This window comes from Micromonospora sp. NPDC005305, from assembly GCF_040607315.1.
Taxonomy (GTDB): domain Bacteria; phylum Actinomycetota; class Actinomycetes; order Mycobacteriales; family Micromonosporaceae; genus Micromonospora.
The window spans coordinates 151,025-165,953 of the sequence record NZ_JBEXGL010000006.1 but is presented as its reverse complement, the minus strand read 5'-3'; the positions used below and the strand labels follow the sequence as shown (position 1 = coordinate 165,953).

The 14,929-nt window shown below is 74.0% G+C and carries 12 protein-coding genes and 2 tRNA genes; 8 read left to right on the top strand and 6 right to left on the bottom strand.

The features are described from left to right. The first annotated feature begins 30 nt into the window (after positions 1-30). The 5 genes from ABZS80_RS12885 to ABZS80_RS12865 all read left to right on the top strand — a co-directional run bounded on the left by ABZS80_RS12885 (position 31) and on the right by ABZS80_RS12865 (position 7,187). A complete protein-coding gene (locus ABZS80_RS12885) occupies positions 31-864 on the top strand; it encodes a universal stress protein (protein ID WP_355055869.1) in 834 nt (277 codons plus the stop codon). 128 nt (positions 865-992) lie between these two features. Next, the gene (locus ABZS80_RS12880; protein WP_355055868.1) at positions 993-3,395 is read left to right on the top strand and encodes a phosphoketolase family protein; all 2,403 of its coding nucleotides are present in this window, start codon (positions 993-995) and stop codon (positions 3,393-3,395) included. Continuing rightward, positions 3,392-4,258: a universal stress protein gene (locus tag ABZS80_RS12875; RefSeq protein ID WP_355055867.1), complete on the top strand. Its 867-nt coding sequence runs from the start codon at positions 3,392-3,394 to the stop codon at positions 4,256-4,258. The genes ABZS80_RS12880 and ABZS80_RS12875 overlap by 4 nt, the downstream gene beginning before the upstream one ends. Positions 4,259-4,344: 86 nt before the next feature. Then, entirely contained in the window at positions 4,345-5,424 is a 1,080-nt protein-coding gene (locus ABZS80_RS12870) for a nitroreductase family protein (protein WP_355055866.1), read from the top strand. Between the two features lie 89 nt (positions 5,425-5,513). Beyond that, entirely contained in the window at positions 5,514-7,187 is a 1,674-nt protein-coding gene (locus ABZS80_RS12865; RefSeq protein WP_355056035.1) for a GAF domain-containing sensor histidine kinase, read from the top strand. A 42-nt stretch (positions 7,188-7,229) separates the two neighbouring features. Here ABZS80_RS12865 and ABZS80_RS12860 read toward each other — a convergent pair whose 3' ends face one another. Further along, positions 7,230-7,868: a response regulator transcription factor gene (locus tag ABZS80_RS12860; RefSeq protein WP_355055865.1), complete on the bottom strand. Its 639-nt coding sequence runs from the start codon at positions 7,866-7,868 to the stop codon at positions 7,230-7,232. Between the two features lie 183 nt (positions 7,869-8,051). Between ABZS80_RS12860 and ABZS80_RS12855 the strand changes: the two genes are divergently transcribed. Further along, positions 8,052-9,023, top strand: coding sequence for a nitroreductase (locus ABZS80_RS12855; RefSeq protein WP_355055864.1), 972 nt, complete (start codon positions 8,052-8,054; stop codon positions 9,021-9,023). Positions 9,024-9,084: 61 nt separating this feature from the next. On the opposite strand, the gene ABZS80_RS12850 is transcribed toward ABZS80_RS12855, so the two are convergent. Beyond that, complete coding sequence (locus ABZS80_RS12850; protein WP_355055863.1) at positions 9,085-10,086, bottom strand: NAD-dependent epimerase/dehydratase family protein; 1,002 nt, start codon at positions 10,084-10,086, stop codon at positions 9,085-9,087. A gap of 846 nt (positions 10,087-10,932) precedes the next feature. Between ABZS80_RS12850 and ABZS80_RS12845 the strand changes: the two genes are divergently transcribed. Further along, positions 10,933-11,475: a hypothetical protein gene (locus tag ABZS80_RS12845; RefSeq protein ID WP_355055862.1), complete on the top strand. Its 543-nt coding sequence runs from the start codon at positions 10,933-10,935 to the stop codon at positions 11,473-11,475. Positions 11,476-11,538: 63 nt separating this feature from the next. On the opposite strand, the gene ABZS80_RS12840 is transcribed toward ABZS80_RS12845, so the two are convergent. The 3 genes from ABZS80_RS12840 to ABZS80_RS12830 form a co-directional block, all read right to left on the bottom strand. Further along, the gene (locus ABZS80_RS12840; protein ID WP_355055861.1) at positions 11,539-13,185 is read right to left on the bottom strand and encodes a PKD domain-containing protein; all 1,647 of its coding nucleotides are present in this window, start codon (positions 13,183-13,185) and stop codon (positions 11,539-11,541) included. 231 nt (positions 13,186-13,416) lie between these two features. Next, positions 13,417-13,491, bottom strand: a tRNA-Val gene (locus ABZS80_RS12835). A 33-nt stretch (positions 13,492-13,524) separates the two neighbouring features. Then, positions 13,525-13,597: transfer RNA gene (locus ABZS80_RS12830), tRNA-Gly, on the bottom strand. A gap of 185 nt (positions 13,598-13,782) precedes the next feature. On the opposite strand from ABZS80_RS12830, the gene ABZS80_RS12825 reads away from it, so the two are divergent. Then, positions 13,783-14,022, top strand: a complete 240-nt coding sequence (locus ABZS80_RS12825; RefSeq protein WP_355055860.1) for a DUF6458 family protein — start codon at positions 13,783-13,785, stop codon at positions 14,020-14,022. 72 nt (positions 14,023-14,094) lie between these two features. Here ABZS80_RS12825 and ABZS80_RS12820 read toward each other — a convergent pair whose 3' ends face one another. Then, the gene (locus ABZS80_RS12820) at positions 14,095-14,910 is read right to left on the bottom strand and encodes an isocitrate lyase/phosphoenolpyruvate mutase family protein (RefSeq protein ID WP_355055859.1); all 816 of its coding nucleotides are present in this window, start codon (positions 14,908-14,910) and stop codon (positions 14,095-14,097) included. Positions 14,911-14,929 lie beyond the last annotated feature (19 nt).

Sequence of the window (14,929 nt, the reverse complement as noted above, 5' to 3'; positions counted from 1 at the left end):
GAGGAGATCGCGGTCGGGAGGTGAGCCGGGATGCCCGCACCCACCCACGGCGCGGTGGTGGTCGGCGTGGGCAGCTCGGCGGAGGACCTCCAGCTGGTCCGGACGGCCGCCGGGGAGGCCGCCGCGCACGACCGGCCGCTGCACCTGCTGCACGCCTTCAACTGGGCGGCGGCCCTGGAGTCGTTCTCCGTGAGCGGCCCGCGCGCCGCCGCCGAGGAACTGCTGGAGCAGGCCGGGCGGGTGGCCGCCGAGACCGCGCCGACGCTGCCCGTCACCGACGAGATCGTCGAGGGCGACCCGATCGAGGCACTGGTCCGCGCCTCCGACTCGGCGTTCCTGCTGGCGGTCGGCGACGGCGGCATGGCCGGCTGCCCGGAATGCGTGCCGGCCGACGCGCCGTCCGTGCAGCTCGCCGCCCGGGCCGGTTGCCCGGTGCTGGTCGCCCGGGCCGAGCCGCCCCCGCAGGGGCCGCTGCTGGTCGGTTTCGACGGGTCGGAGAGCTCCCGCGCCACCCTGGCGTACGCCTTCGACTGCGCCGAGGGCCGCGGCTCCCGGCTGCTCGCCATCCGGGTGACGGAACCCGGCCACGACGCCGACGGCGACGACGGCCTGCTCGACGAGGCCGTCGCACGGTACGGCGCCCGGCATCCCCGGGTGGCCGTCGAGTGCCACACCATCCGCGGCGACCCCGGCGCCGTCCTGGTGGAACAGTCCCGTTCGGCGCAGGTGGCGCTGGTGGGGGCGCGCGGCGACGAGCCGCTGCGGGGCATGCTGGGCGCCGTCAGCCAGACGCTGCTCTACCACTCGCCGGCTCCGGTGATCGTCGTCCGTGGACTCGACCCGGACGACGAGGACGGGTCATGACACCCGCCCGGCCCGGGACCTACGGCCCTGCCCGACCCGCCGGCCGGAGGACGAGGCTGGACGTGCCGGGGGCGGCCGGTCCGCTCCCGGGTGGCAGAAGACCCCGAGCCGCGAGAGGCTGACGCAGCATGGACACCGCTCTGGACCTGCACGGCCCCCTGACCGAGGACGAGCTGCGCCGGCTCGACGCCTACTGGCGGGCGGCGAACTACCTCAGCGTCGGGCAGATCTACCTGCTCGACAACCCGCTGCTGCGTGAGCCGCTGAAACCCGAGCACATCAAGCCCCGGCTGCTGGGGCACTGGGGCACGAGCCCTGGCCTCAACCTCCTCTATGCGCACCTCAACCGGGTCATCGTCGACCGTGACCTGTCCGCCATCTTCATCACCGGCCCCGGCCACGGCGGCCCCGCGCTGGTGGCCAACACCTGGCTGGAGGGCACCTACAGCGAGCTCTACCACCACATCGCGCGGGACGAGACCGGCATGCAGCGGCTGTTCCGGCAGTTCTCCTTCCCCGGCGGAGTCCCCAGCCACGTGGCGCCGGAGGTGCCGGGTTCGATCCACGAGGGCGGCGAGCTGGGGTACGCGCTGAGCCACGCGTACGGAGCCGCGTTCGACAACCCGGACCTGCTGGTCGCCTGCGTGATCGGCGACGGCGAGGCGGAGACCGGGCCGCTGGCCGGAAGCTGGCTGTCCAACGTCTTCCTCAACCCGGCCCGGGACGGGGCGGTGCTGCCGATCCTGCACCTCAACGGCTACAAGATCGCCAACCCGACCGTGCTCGACCGGATTCCCGCCGAGGACCTGCTCGACCAGATGCGCGGTTTCGGCTACCAGCCGTACGTCGTGGCGGGCGACGACCCGGCCCGGGTGCACCAGACCCTCGCCGCCACCCTCGACCGGGCGGTCGACGAGATCGCCGAGATCCAGCGCCTGGCCCGCACCGGCGGCGAGATCGAGCGCCCCCGCTGGCCCATGATCATCCTCCGTACGCCGAAGGGCTGGACCGGGCCGGCGGACGTCGACGGCAAGCAGGTCGAGGGCACGTTCCGCGCCCACCAGGTGCCGATCGACGGGGTCCGCGACAACCCGGCGCACCTGGCCGAGCTGGAGCGGTGGCTGCGCAGCTACCAGCCGGAGGAGCTGTTCGACGCCACCGGCGCGCCGGTCGCCGAGCTGGTCGACCTGCCGCCGACGGGTGATCGGCGGATGAGCGCCAACCCGGTGGCCAACGGCGGGCTCCTGCTGCGCGACCTGGAGCTGCCGGACTTCCGCGACTACGCCGTCGACGTGAAGGAGCCGGGCTCGCCGATGACCGGCGCCACCGGCGCGCTCGGCCCCTGGATCCGGGACGTGATCACCCACAATCCGCAGACCTTCCGCCTGTTCGGCCCCGACGAGGTCGCCTCGAACCGGCTGGGCGCCGCGTTCGAGGTCACCGACCGCGCGTTCGTCGGCAGCCGGCTCCCCGGCGACGACCACCTCTCCCCCGACGGCCGGGTCATGGAGGTGCTCTCCGAGCACCTGTGCCAGGGCTGGCTGGAGGGCTACCTGCTGACCGGGCGGCACGGCATCTTCACCAGCTACGAGGCGTTCATCCACATCGTCGACTCGATGGTCAACCAGCACGCCAAGTGGCTCAAGGTGACCCGGCAGATCCCGTGGCGGGCGCCGGTGGCCTCGCTGAACTACCTGCTCTCCAGCCACGTCTGGCGGCAGGACCACAACGGCTTCTCCCACCAGGACCCGGGCTTCATCGACCACGTGGTCAACAAGAAGGCCGAGGTCGTGCGGGTCTACCTGCCGCCGGACGGCAACACCCTGCTCTCCACCATGGACCACTGCCTGCGCAGCCGCCACTACATCAACGTCGTGGTGGCCGGGAAGCAGCCGGCTCCCAACTGGCTGACCATGGACGAGGCCATCCAGCACACCCGCCGCGGCCTGGGCATCTGGGACTGGGCCAGCACCGACGACGGCAGCGAGCCCGACGTGGTGCTCGCCTGCGCCGGCGACGTGCCGACCCTGGAGACGCTCGCGGCGGCCGACCTGCTCCGCCAGCACCTGCCCGACCTGAAGGTCCGGGTCGTCAACGTGGTCGACCTGATGCGGCTGCAGCCGCCGTCAGAGCACCCGCACGGCCTGCCGGACAGCGAGTTCGACACCATCTTCACCCGCGACAAGCCGGTCATCTTCGCCTACCACGGCTACCCGTGGCTGATCCACCGGCTCACCTACCGCCGCACCAACCACGACAACCTGCACGTCCGCGGCTACAAGGAGGAGGGCACCACCACCACGCCGTTCGACATGGTGATGCTCAACGACCTGGACCGCTTCCACCTGGTCATCGACGTCATCGACCGGCTGCCCGGGCTGCGCTCGCGCGCCGCCCACCTGCGCCAGGAGATGGTGGACCTCCGGCAGTCCTGCCGCGACTACACCCGCCAGCACGGCGAGGACGACCCCCGGGTCGCCGAGTGGCGCTGGATCCGGGAGACCGACCCGGCCGTGCGGAGTGGGGCATGAACGGCGACGAGATCCTGGTCGGCTACGACGGCTCCGCCGACGCGTCGGTGGCCCTGGACTGGGCGCTGGACGAGGCGGGCCGCTCGGGCCGGCCGGTGCGGCTCGCGTACGTCTTCGAATGGCTGACGGTGGCCGGCTGGATCGGTCCCGGGGTGGCCCCCGGCGTCTGGCCCGACGAGACCGCCCGGCGACAGGTCGAGGACCTGGTCCGCCGGGCGGCGGCGGACGCCGCCGCCGATCGGCCCGGGCTGACCGTGCAGGGCGAGGTCTTCGACGGCCCGCCCGCGCTGGTCCTCCAGGAGCGCTCCGCGGAGGCGGCCATGCTGGTGCTGGGCAGCCGGGGTCACGGCGGGTTCGGCGGGCTGCTCACCGGCTCCACGGCCGTCTCCGTCAGCGCCCACGCGCACTGCCCCGTGATCGTGGTCCGGGACGGCCGGCCCGTCACCTCCGGGCCCGTGGTGGTCGGCGCGGACGGCTCGCCGTCGTCGGTGCAGGCGCTCGGCTTCGCCGTCGAACGGGCCGCGCAGCGGGACGTGCCCGTGCGCGCGCTGCGCGTGTGGGAGCCGCCCGCCGAGGGGCGGGTGCCGCCGGGCTTCGACCCGGAGGAGGCCGCCGCCACCGAGCGGGCGGCCGCCGAGGCCGACCTGACCCCCTGGCGGGAATCGTTCCCGGACGTGCCGGTCGAGGTGGTGGCGAACCCGGGCAGCCCCGCGGCGCTGCTCGTCGAGGAGAGCCGGACGGCGCAGCTCGTGGTGGTGGGCAGCCGGGGCCGCGGCGGGCTGCGCGGGATGCTGCTCGGCTCGGTCAGCCAGCAGCTCATCCACCACGCCCAGTGCCCGGTCGCCGTGGTCCGCGAACGCTGAGCCACCCGACGGCGGTGGAGCACGGGTCGAACGGCCCGGTGGTGCGGGACGTGGGATGCGTGCGGCCACCGCGGACATGGCCGAGGATGGAGCGGGCAACCCCACCCCGGCGACCCGGGCGTGGGGGCACGATGGGGGAAACAGGAAAGGTCGTGACGATGAGCCACGAGACGCCGGCTTCGGACCGCCCGCTGACCACCGCGCTCGCGGAGGCCGCCGGAATGGCCGGCCACGCGCCCTCGGTGCACAACACGCAGCCGTGGCACTGGGCGGTGTTGCCGGACGCGCTGGAGCTGCGCCTGGTCCGGGAGCGTCACCTCAGCGTCATGGACCCGGAGGGCCGGCTGCTCGTGGTGAGCTGCGGGGCCGCGCTGCACCACGCCCGGGTGGCGCTGGCCGCCGAGGGCTGGACGCCGGTGGTGGAGCGCCTGCCCGACCCCAGCCAGCCCGACCTGCTCGCCCGGCTGACCGGATTCAAGCCCACCGGCGCGGACGCGGACGCCATGCGGACGGTCCAGTGCATGCAGGTCCGCCACACCGACCGCCGGCCGGTCAGCGACGAGCCGATCCCCACCGCCGTGCTGAGCGAGATCGACCGGGCGGCCACCCGGGAGGGTGTCAACCTCCAGGTGCTGGACGACGACCAGAAGATCGAGCTGGCCGCCGCCGCCCAGCGGGCGGCAGAGGTCGAGAAGGGCAGCCCGGACCTGCTGGAGGAGCTGGCGTACTGGACCAGCCGGGCCGCCGCCGGCACCGGGCTGCCGCCGGAGGTGCTGCCGGAGCGCGCCCCCGAGACCACCGTCCCGGCCCGCGACTTCGGCCCCGGCACCCTGCCCGTGGGCGAGGGGCACGACCGGGCCGCCCGCTACGCGATCCTCTGGGGCACCGACGACGAACCGGACAGCTGGCTGCACGCCGGCGAGGCCATCTCCGCCGCCTGGCTCACCGCCACCCGGCACGGCGTGTCGCTGGTGCCGCTGTCCGGCGTGGTGGAGGTCGACAGCACCCGCCAGACGCTCCGGCAGATGCTGTCCGGCCTGGGCTTCCCGTACATCTCGATGCGCCTCGGCCTGGCCGACCCGACGCAGGCCGGCCCCCCGCACACCCCGCGGCTGGAGACCGCGCAGACCGTCGACACCTCGGCGGTCCGCGGCCAGCTCTCCTGACGGATCTCCGCCCGGCCACCGGGCGATAGCATCGCCCGGTGGCCAACGCACCGAACCGCCGCAACGAGCACGTCACGCCGTCGCTGGGGTTGACCCCGCTGTCCCGGGTGCGGCTCGACGAGCTGCTCCAGGAGATGCTGGACCGGGTCGGTGAGGTGGTCACCAACCGGGAGCGGCTCCGCGCCCTGCTCGACGCGGTCGTCGGCATCGGCTCCGACCTGGACCTGCGCAGCACCCTGCAGCGGATCGTGGAGTCGGCCTGTGAGCTGGTCGGCGCCCGCTACGGCGCGCTCGGCGTGATCGGCGCCGACCGGCTGCTGCACGACTTCATCGTCCACGGCATCAGCGCCGAGCTGCACGCCGAGATCGGTGAGCTGCCGCACGGGCGGGGCGTGCTCGGCCTGCTCATCGACGACCCCCGCCCGTTGCGCATGCCGGACATCACCCGCCACCCCCGGTCCTACGGCTTCCCGCCGCACCACCCGCCGATGCACAGCTTCCTCGGCGTCCCGGTGCGGATCCGCGACCACGTCTTCGGCAACCTCTACCTCGCCGAGAAACAGGGCGCCGCCGAGTTCACCGAGGACGACGAGGAGATCGTGGTCGCGCTCGCCGCGGCGGCCGGCGTGGCCATCGAGAACGCCCGCCTCTACGCGCTGGCGCACCGGCGGGAACGCTGGCTCGCCGCGACCGCCGAGATCACCTCGGTGCTGCTCGGCGAGGTCCGCCGCACCGACGCGCTGGCCCTGGTCGCCCGGCGGGCCCGGGAGGTCGCCGGGGCCGAGCTGGCCCTCGTGCTGCTCTACGACGAGGACGAGCGCCAGTTCACCGTCGAGGTGGTCGACGGCGCCGACGACACCGCCGCCCGGAAGCTGGTCGGCGCGGTGCTCCCGGCCGACGACACCACCTTCGTCGGCTCGGTCACCGAGCGCCGTCACGAGCTGCTGGAGAACCTCGCCGAGGCCGCCCCCTGGTCACACCCGGTCGTCGCCGGACCGGCGGTGGTCTCCCCCCTCGCCGCGGCGGACACCCTGCACGGCGTGCTGGTCATCGCGCACCGGCCCGACCGCGGTCCGGCCGCCGAGGACGACCTGGCCCTCCTGGGCAGCTTCGCCGGTCAGGCCGCGCTGGCCATGGAACGGGCCCGGGGCCAGGAGGAGCGGGAGCTGCTCGTGGTCCTGGAGGACCGCGAGCGGATCGCCCGCGACCTGCACGACGTGGTGATCCAGCGGCTGTTCGCCACCGGCCTGCAGTTGCAGAGCGGGGCCATGAACGCCCGCCCCGAGGTGGCCAAGCGGATCAACCAGGCGGTCGACGACCTGGACGCCACCATCCGCGACATCCGCCGCACCATCTTCGAGCTGCGCACCCCGATGAGCGCGGCGCTGCGCACCGAGATCCGCGAGGCCATCGAGGTGGCCGCCGAGTCGCTGGGCCACCGGCCCGACCTGGAGCTGATCGGCCCGATCGACAGCGCCGTCCCCGACCAGCTCCGCCCCGAACTCACCGCCGTGCTCCGCGAGGCGCTCTCCAACGCGGTACGCCACGCGCACGCCGACCGGGTGTCGGTGCGGGTGCGCGTCGACGCCGGGTGGGTGAGCGTCACGGTCACCGACGACGGGGTGGGCTGCGACCCGGAGGCGGCCCGCAGCGGCCTGGTGAACCTGCGCGAGCGGGCCGAGCGGCTGGGCGGCGACTTCCGGCTCGGCCGGGTCACGCCACACGGCACCGAGCTGCGGTGGAGCGTCCCGCTGCGCGACTGAGCGGGCGGGGCGTCGGGCGCCTCAGTAATTCTTGCCGGTGGCTCAGTGGTTCTTGCCGAGGAGCCGGGTGGCCAGCACCGCGGCCTGCGTGCGCCGTTCCAGGCCGAGCTTGGCCAGCACGCTGGACACGTAGTTCTTCACCGTCTTCTCGGCGAGGAACATCCTGCCGGCGATCTCCCGGTTGGTGAGCCCCTCCGCCACGTACTCCAGGATCCGCCGCTCCTGCTCGGTGAGGGACTTCAGCTCGCGCGGCTGCTCGACGCCGCTGCGGATCCGCTCCAGCACCCGCGTGGTGATCGCCGGGTCGAGCAGGGACTGCCCGGCCGCCACCCGCCGGACCGCGTCCACCAGGTCGGTGCCGCGGATCTGCTTGAGCACGTAGCCGGCGGCGCCCGCCATGATCGCCGCGAAGAGCGCCTCGTCGTCCTCGTACGAGGTGAGGATCAACCCCTTGATCGACGAGTCCACGGCGCGGATGTCCCGGCACACGTCGATGCCGTTGCCGTCGGGCAGCCGCGCGTCGAGGATCGCCACGTCGGGGCGGAGCGCCGGGATGCGGCGGGACGCCTCCTGCGCGGAGCCGGACTCGCCGACCACCTCGATGTCGCCGCTGCTCTGCAGCAGGTCGGCCAGGCCACGACGGACGACCTCGTGGTCGTCGAGCAGGAACACCCGGATCATCCGTCCTTTCTACCCTTCCGCCCGGACGCCCCGCACGGGCCGAAGGTCCCGACCGTCACGCGCCGCGGCGGGCAGACGGACCCGCCCAGGTGGGGACCTCCGGCCCTGCTCACCACCCCGCCCGCGGACGGACCGTGGGGATGGACCGGCCGGCCGGGCGGCCCGCACGAAGGGAGCAACGCCATGACCACGGGTTACACCGCCGCACAGCTGCGGGCCGCCGCCGCGGACGCGGTACGCGCACCGTCGCTGCACAACACCCAGCCGTGGCGGTTCCGGCTCGTCGACGGCGGGATCGACCTCGCCGTCGACCCGCTGCGCCGGCTGCCGGCCACCGACCCGAGCGGCTGGGGCGCCCGGATCGCGTGCGGGGCGGCCCTGTTCCACCTGCGGCTGGCCCTCGCCGTGGCGGGCACGCCGGCCACCGTCCGGCTCCGCCCGTACCCCGGTGACCCGGACGTGGTGGCCCGGCTCGTCCCCGACGTGCCGCGCCGCCCCACCCCGACCGAGCAGAGCCTGCACGGCGCCGTCGCCCGCCGGTTCAGCAACCGGGCGCCCTTCTGGCCCGACCCGGTACCCGCCGACGCGCGCTGGCGCCTGGGCGAGGCCGCGCGCGCCGAGCAGTGCTGGCTGGAACTGGTCATCGGCGCCAGCGCCGTCAACGCCTTCGCCGAGATCGCCCGCAGCGCCCACCGGGTGCTGGAGCGCGACCCCGCGTACGTCAGCGAGCGCACCCGATGGATCCGCTCCGAGCCGTCCCCCGACGGTGTGCCGGCCGCCGCCGGCGGGCCGCGAAGTGAGCCGCAGGACCTGCTGCCGCAGCGCGGCTTCGGCGGCCGCGACCGCGCCCCCGGCCGCGACTACGAACCGGAACCGCTGGTCGCCGTGCTCGGCTCGACCGGCAACACCGCCGCCGACCAGGTCGTCGCCGGGCAGGCCCTGCAACGGGTGCTGCTCACCGCCACCGACGCCGGGCTGGCCGTGTCGATGCTCTCCCAGCCGATCGAGGTGCCCGGAGCCCGGGAGGCCCTGCGACTGTCCCTGGGCCGGTTCGGCACGCCGCAGATGGTGATGCGGATCGGGTTCGGCCAGCCCGGCCGCACCACCCCGCGCCGCCCGGTCGACGAGGTGCTCGACCTGCCCGCGGTGCGCTGACCGCCGGCGACCGACCCCGCGGCCGGCCCGGATGGTCGGCCCCGGTTGGTCGGCTCCGTGGTCAGGCCGGTAGGGCGGCCAGGAGGGCGGCCTCGCGCTCCGGGGCCAGACCGACCGCCGCCCGCGCGGGGCGACCCGCCCGGGCCGGCACCTCGCCGACCTCGCGCAGCCAGCGCCAGGTGTCGGCGACCGTCTCGGCCGCCGGCCGGCAGACCAGGCCCGCCGCGTGCGCCCGCTCGACGTCCCGCTCCTGCAACCACCGGTACTCGTGCCCGAGCGGGATCCAGATCGGCAGGTCGTTCCACGGCTCGACGCCCGCCGCCAGGAGCCCGTCCGGCTCCGTCCAGCGCAGCGTCGCGTCCGCGCCGGTCACCGCCACGGCCGCGTCGAGCAGCTCGCCCATCGTCGTGTGCCCGCTCCGACTGACCACGTTGTACGCCCCACCCGCGCCCTCGATCCCCCGGTCCAGGAGCCAGATCGCCAGGTCCCGCGCGTCGACGTACTGCACCGGCAGGTCACGCGGGCCGGGAGCCAGCACCTCCCCGCCGCGCGCCACGCGGTGCAACCACCAGGGCAGCCGCCCGATGTCCTCGCCCGGCCCGAGGATCAGCCCGGCCCGCACCAGCAGCGCCCGGTCGCCGAACACCTCCACGGCGGCCCGCTCCCCGCCCGCCTTGTTGTGCGGGTAGTCCCCGTCGCCCGCGTCGGCCTCGGCCGCGAACACCGGCGCGTCCTCCGCCGTGCCCAGACCGACCGGCGGGGCGTAGACCGAGCCGCTGGACACATACACGTAGTGCGGCACGGCCCCGCTCAGCGCGCGCGCCGCGTCCCGGACCGCCCGGGGCGCACCGTCCCAGGTGTCCACCACCAGGTCCCACTCGCCGCCCGCGAGGGCCGCCAGCCCGTCCGGCGCGGTGCGGTCACCCCGCAACCGGTGTACGCCCTCGGGCACGTTGCCGTGCAGCCCCCGGTTGAACACCGTCACCGACCAGCCGCGGCGTACCGCCTCGGACACCACAGCCCCGCCGACGAAGCCCGTACCGCCCAGCATCAGAAGTCTCATGCGTTCCACCCTGCCGCCCACGGGCCGCTCCAGTGAACGGTGTTCACGGTGAGCGGATCTGCCGAGGGCAGAAGCCGCCGCCGCCTTTGCTCTGCAGCCATCCACGCAGCGGCCGTGGTCCGGACATGCTGCGTCCGTGGCTGCAGAGCAAGAGGGCCGGGCCGGTGGGCCGGTGCTGGGTGGGCGCGGGGCTGGTTTTGGGCCGGTGGCTGGGGTGGGCCTGCGGCTGGGGTGGGCCTGCGGCTGGGCGCTCGGGGCTGGGGCCGCGGTGCGCCTGGCCGTCGAGTCGCTGTCGACATCAGCTCGACAGGCGCCGACGAGGCGACGGTTGGGCGGGCCGCCGCGCCGATCCGGTTAACGTCATCACGTTCGTAGCCGCCCACGCAGGCAGGCTCGGTGTGGGGTGAGTGTCCGGTTCGTGCCCTGCGTGGGCGTTGAGTGGAACGCTATGTGTGTCTCCCGGGTCCGGATACATCCATACCGTTCCACCGACGGTGCGGAAGTGGGCGCGGTGTCCGGTTGCGGGGGTGACCGGCGGCATCCCCGCGGCGGAATGGCCCGCGGGCCGGTGTCGTTGTATCCGGGTGAACGGCCGAGGACCACGCCCCGCCCCCCGGGGTGCCCGGCCACTGCGACCGCCCGCCGAGGCGGGACTGCCTGGCCGGGAATGACGGTGGGCCGTCGGTCGTTGTACATGGTCCCGGCGCGACGTAGAGGCCCCGCCCCGCGCGCCGGATGATCCCCCCAAGACTTTCTTGAGCGCCTGACGGTGCTTGCGCACACCACCCTCAGCCGACCCCCGTCGGCGTGCGGGTGTGCGCCAACCCCCGAATGGAGCCATCCCTGATGAACACGATGCTGCGTAAGAGTGTGCTGGGTATTGCTGGTCTGGCTTTCACCGGTGGTGTCTTCGCCGGTCCGATCGCCGCCCACGCTGCTGAGCCGGTGGACACCAAGCCGGTGGCGGTGAGTGTGCAGGGCGCCCAGTCGCAGATCGACCTGAACGACGAGCAGACCGCCAACGCCAAGGCGATCATCGCGGCGACGAAGAAGGCCGGCCTGCCCGAGCGGGCCGCGGTCATCTCCATCGCCACGAGCCTGCAGGAGTCGAAGCTGGAGAACCTGGGCCACCTCGGCGATAAGAATGACCACGACTCGCTGGGCCTGTTCCAGCAGCGCCCGACCAGCGGTTGGGGCACGCCGGAGCAGATCACCAACCCCGAGTACTCCACCCTCGCCTTCCTCAAGGGCCTGAAGCAGGTCGACGGCTGGGAGAGCATGCCGCTGACCGAGGCCGCGCAGACCGTGCAGGTCTCGGCCTACCCGGACGCCTACGCCCAGTGGGAGCAGCAGGCCACCGACATCGTCGCCCAGCACTGGAACAGCTGACCCAAACAACGACCGCTGGCCGGCACCCCGAACACGGGGTGCCGGCCAGCGGCGTATCCAGGGTCAGGCCGGAGGCAGGACCAACGTCCAGGTTGTGGTGGTCGTGCTGGCCGCCGCGCCCACCGCGGCCAGGCCGCCGTAGGTGCCCGCCGGCACGCTGCTGCCGGAGTCGGCGAGGAGGGCGGTCACCCGTCCGCCGCCGGTCTGGGAGCTGTTGCTGCGGACCTCGACGCCGGCCGGCGGGGTGAGCGCGGTGGACGCCCCGTCGCCGTGCAGCCAGTACGACACGGCCCAGCTCTGCTCGGCGGTCACCGGGGCGTACGGGGTGGTGCGCGTGGCGGTGCTGGCCGGGTCGGTGGCCCGGGCGAAGACCGGCGCGCTCGGGGCGGCGCCCCGGTACGCGGCCACCACCAGGTTGCCCTTGGCCTGGCTGTCGAGGGCGACGCGTACCGACGTTCCGGCGTCCCCGGCGGCGGCGACCTTCCACCACGCGGTGGTGGTGGCGAAGCCGCCGTCGAGCCGGTCGAGGCGGGTCCAGCCGGTCACCCCGGTGGGCTCGCCGGTGCCGGTGTGGGTGTTCTGGCTGAGCAGGAGCAGCAGGGTGTCGCCCGGCTGCACGGTCGACGGCACGGTCACCGTGTGGCTGGTCCAGTTGGCGTTCGCGGTGGCCTGGCCGACGAAGGAGATCCGCTCGGGCACCGGCGCGACGGTGACGTCGACCGTCGCCGTGCCGGTGGCGCCCCGGTCGTCGGTGACCGTGAGGGTGACCGGGTAGGTGCCGGCCGTCGCGTACGTGTGCGAGGTCGTCGGCACGGAGACGGTGTCGGTGGTGGACCCGTCGCCGAAGGCCCAGCGGTAGTCCTGGATCGCGCCGTCCGCGTCGGTGGACCCGGCACCGGAGAAAGTGCAGACCAGCCCGGAGCAGGACGGGACGAGCTGCGCCACCGGCGGCTGGTTGGCGGGGCCGCCGGAGCCCTTCAAGATCTTCACGTAGTCGATGTCACCGGCGAAGTAGTCGCAGGTGACCTCGACGCCGTCGCACTGGCTCTTGCCGCCGATGGAGAGCTGCTTGGTGTTCGCGATGGTGCCGGTCGGCCCGTTCAGCCGGCTGGTCCGCACCCCGTCGACGTACATCTCCACGTAGGCGGCCGTGCGGTTGCAGGTGACCGTGTGCCACTGCCCGTCGGAGATGGGCACGTCGGTGTAGCCGGTGCGGGAGGTGCCGTCGCCACCGCGGAACAGGCACTTCGGCTTGCCGCCCGGGGCCTCGAACTTCCAGTAGCCGCCGACGGTCGCGCCCTGTCCCTTCTGGAGGATGTTCCCGAAGGAGTACGTGGTGCGGTAGCGGATGCTGAACGAGAAGTCCCCGGCGTCCGGGTTGAAGTCGGTGCTGTGCGGCACCACGTTCACATGGCCCGGGACGTACTCCTGGTCGGTGGGCAGGTGGGTGGCGAACCGGTGCCCGGTGGCCCCGGCGTAGAGGGCGCCGGTGACGACCTCGGCGCCGATGGCGCCGTTGCGGCCGTTGCCGCTGCTGTCCTTGAGCACGGTCGACCCGGCCGGCTCGTCCATGCTCCAGAACGCGACCGTCCGGGTGGCGGTCGCCTGCGCGGGCGAGGCACCGAGCGCCACCCCCGTGGCCACGAAGAGGGCGGCCACGCCCAGCCGGGCGGCTGTCCGCCGCCACCGTCCCTGCCTGACTGACCGCATACGATTGCCTCCCAGCTCCACGGGCCATCACCCTGTCACGCTGCGGGCCAGCGGCTCCATAACCCGTTGGGCGGATCCGTACCAGGTCCTCCGTGTGGCCGAACGACCGATGTGGCCAGTGGCCGGCGGCGAGGCGGCGGCCGGACTGTCCGATCCGTCCGCCGCGGCCATCCGTAAGGGAGAAGGCCCGCCACCGCGTGCGGTGACGAGCCTTCGTGTTGCTCAAAAAGCTGGTGGGCGATACTGGGTTTGAACCAGTGACCTCTTCCGTGTCAAGGAAGCGCGCTCCCACTGCGCCAATCGCCCGGGAACGGTCGGCCCACGAGGGGGCGGATCGCGAGCGGACGACGGGATTCGAACCCGCGACCCTCACCTTGGCAAGGTGATGCGCTACCAGCTGCGCTACGTCCGCGTTGCCACCGGCTCGCGCCGGCGACGGCTGCAACTGTACCCGATGACAAGATCGCCGCGCGGCAGGGCCCCGGCGCGCCCCGGGGCGGCGATCGGGTGACCGCCGTCACAGCCGGGCGATTGCGCTGCTCGTCGCGGGGGTACTGACTGCTGCGACAGCACAACAATCCCCCGAAGGAGGCTGTCGTGGGTATCGGAACGAGCATTTTCCTGATCGCGGTCGGCGCGATCCTCACCTTCGCGCTGAACGCCAGCGTCGGCGGGGTCGACCTGGACGTCGTCGGCTGGATCCTGATGGCGGCCGGCGTCCTCGGTCTGATCATGACGACCCTGGTCTGGGGCCGCCGCCGCGAGGTGGTCACCACCGCCGAGCCGGTCGAGTACCGCCGGGTCGAGGAGCGCCGGGACGTCACCCCGCCGCTGTGACCGGATTGCCGGGGTCGACGGAGCTGATCGGCCCCAATCGCGTGTGACGGGGGCGCCGCCGGGCGCCCCCGTTCAGCGCATCAGCTCGTTCAGCGTGCCGTAGTCGAGGGCGCCGGCCAGCGCGCCGTACGTCCCGGTGGTGAACGCCTCCTCGGCGGCGCGCCGGGCCACCGCGTACGCGGCCTCGGCGACCGCGGAGCCGAGGCTGACCCGGGCCACCCCGAGCTTCGCCAGCGCCGACACCGGCGGCGCGCCCGGTCCGGCCAGCACGTTCAGCGGCGCCGGGATGGCGGCAACCAGGGCGGCCACGGTGTCCGGGTCGACCACCCCGGGCACGAAGATCCCGTCGGCCCCGGCGGCCAGGTACGCCCCGGCCCGCGCCACGGTCTCCTCGATCCCGCCGACCCCGCGGAGGAAGGTGTCGACGCGGGCGTTGACGTACAGCGGGATCCCGGCCCGGTCGGCGGCGGACCGCACGGCGGCCAGCCGGGCGGACTGCTCCCCGATCGGGCGCAGCGGCGCGCCGCCGTCGTGGCGGGCGTCCTCGACGTTCACCCCGACGGCACCGGCGGCCAGCACCGCGGCTAGCGTCCCGGCGACCTCGTCGGCGCTGTCGCCGTACCCGGATTCGATGTCGGCGGTGACCGGCAGCGGCACCACGGCGGCGACGCGGCGGACGACGTCGACGGCGGTGTCGCGGCCGAGCGCGTCGCCGTCCGGTACGCCGCGGCTCCACGCGACGCCCGCGCTCGTGGTGGCCACGGCGCGGGCGCCGGCCGCGGCGACGATCCGGGCGCTCGCCGCGTCCCAGGCGTTGACCAGGACCAGCGGCTCGCCGGGGACGTGCAGGGATCGGAGGTGCAGGGCTCGGGTGTGCTGTTCGTTCACCCGCCCAATCTCCGGGGGT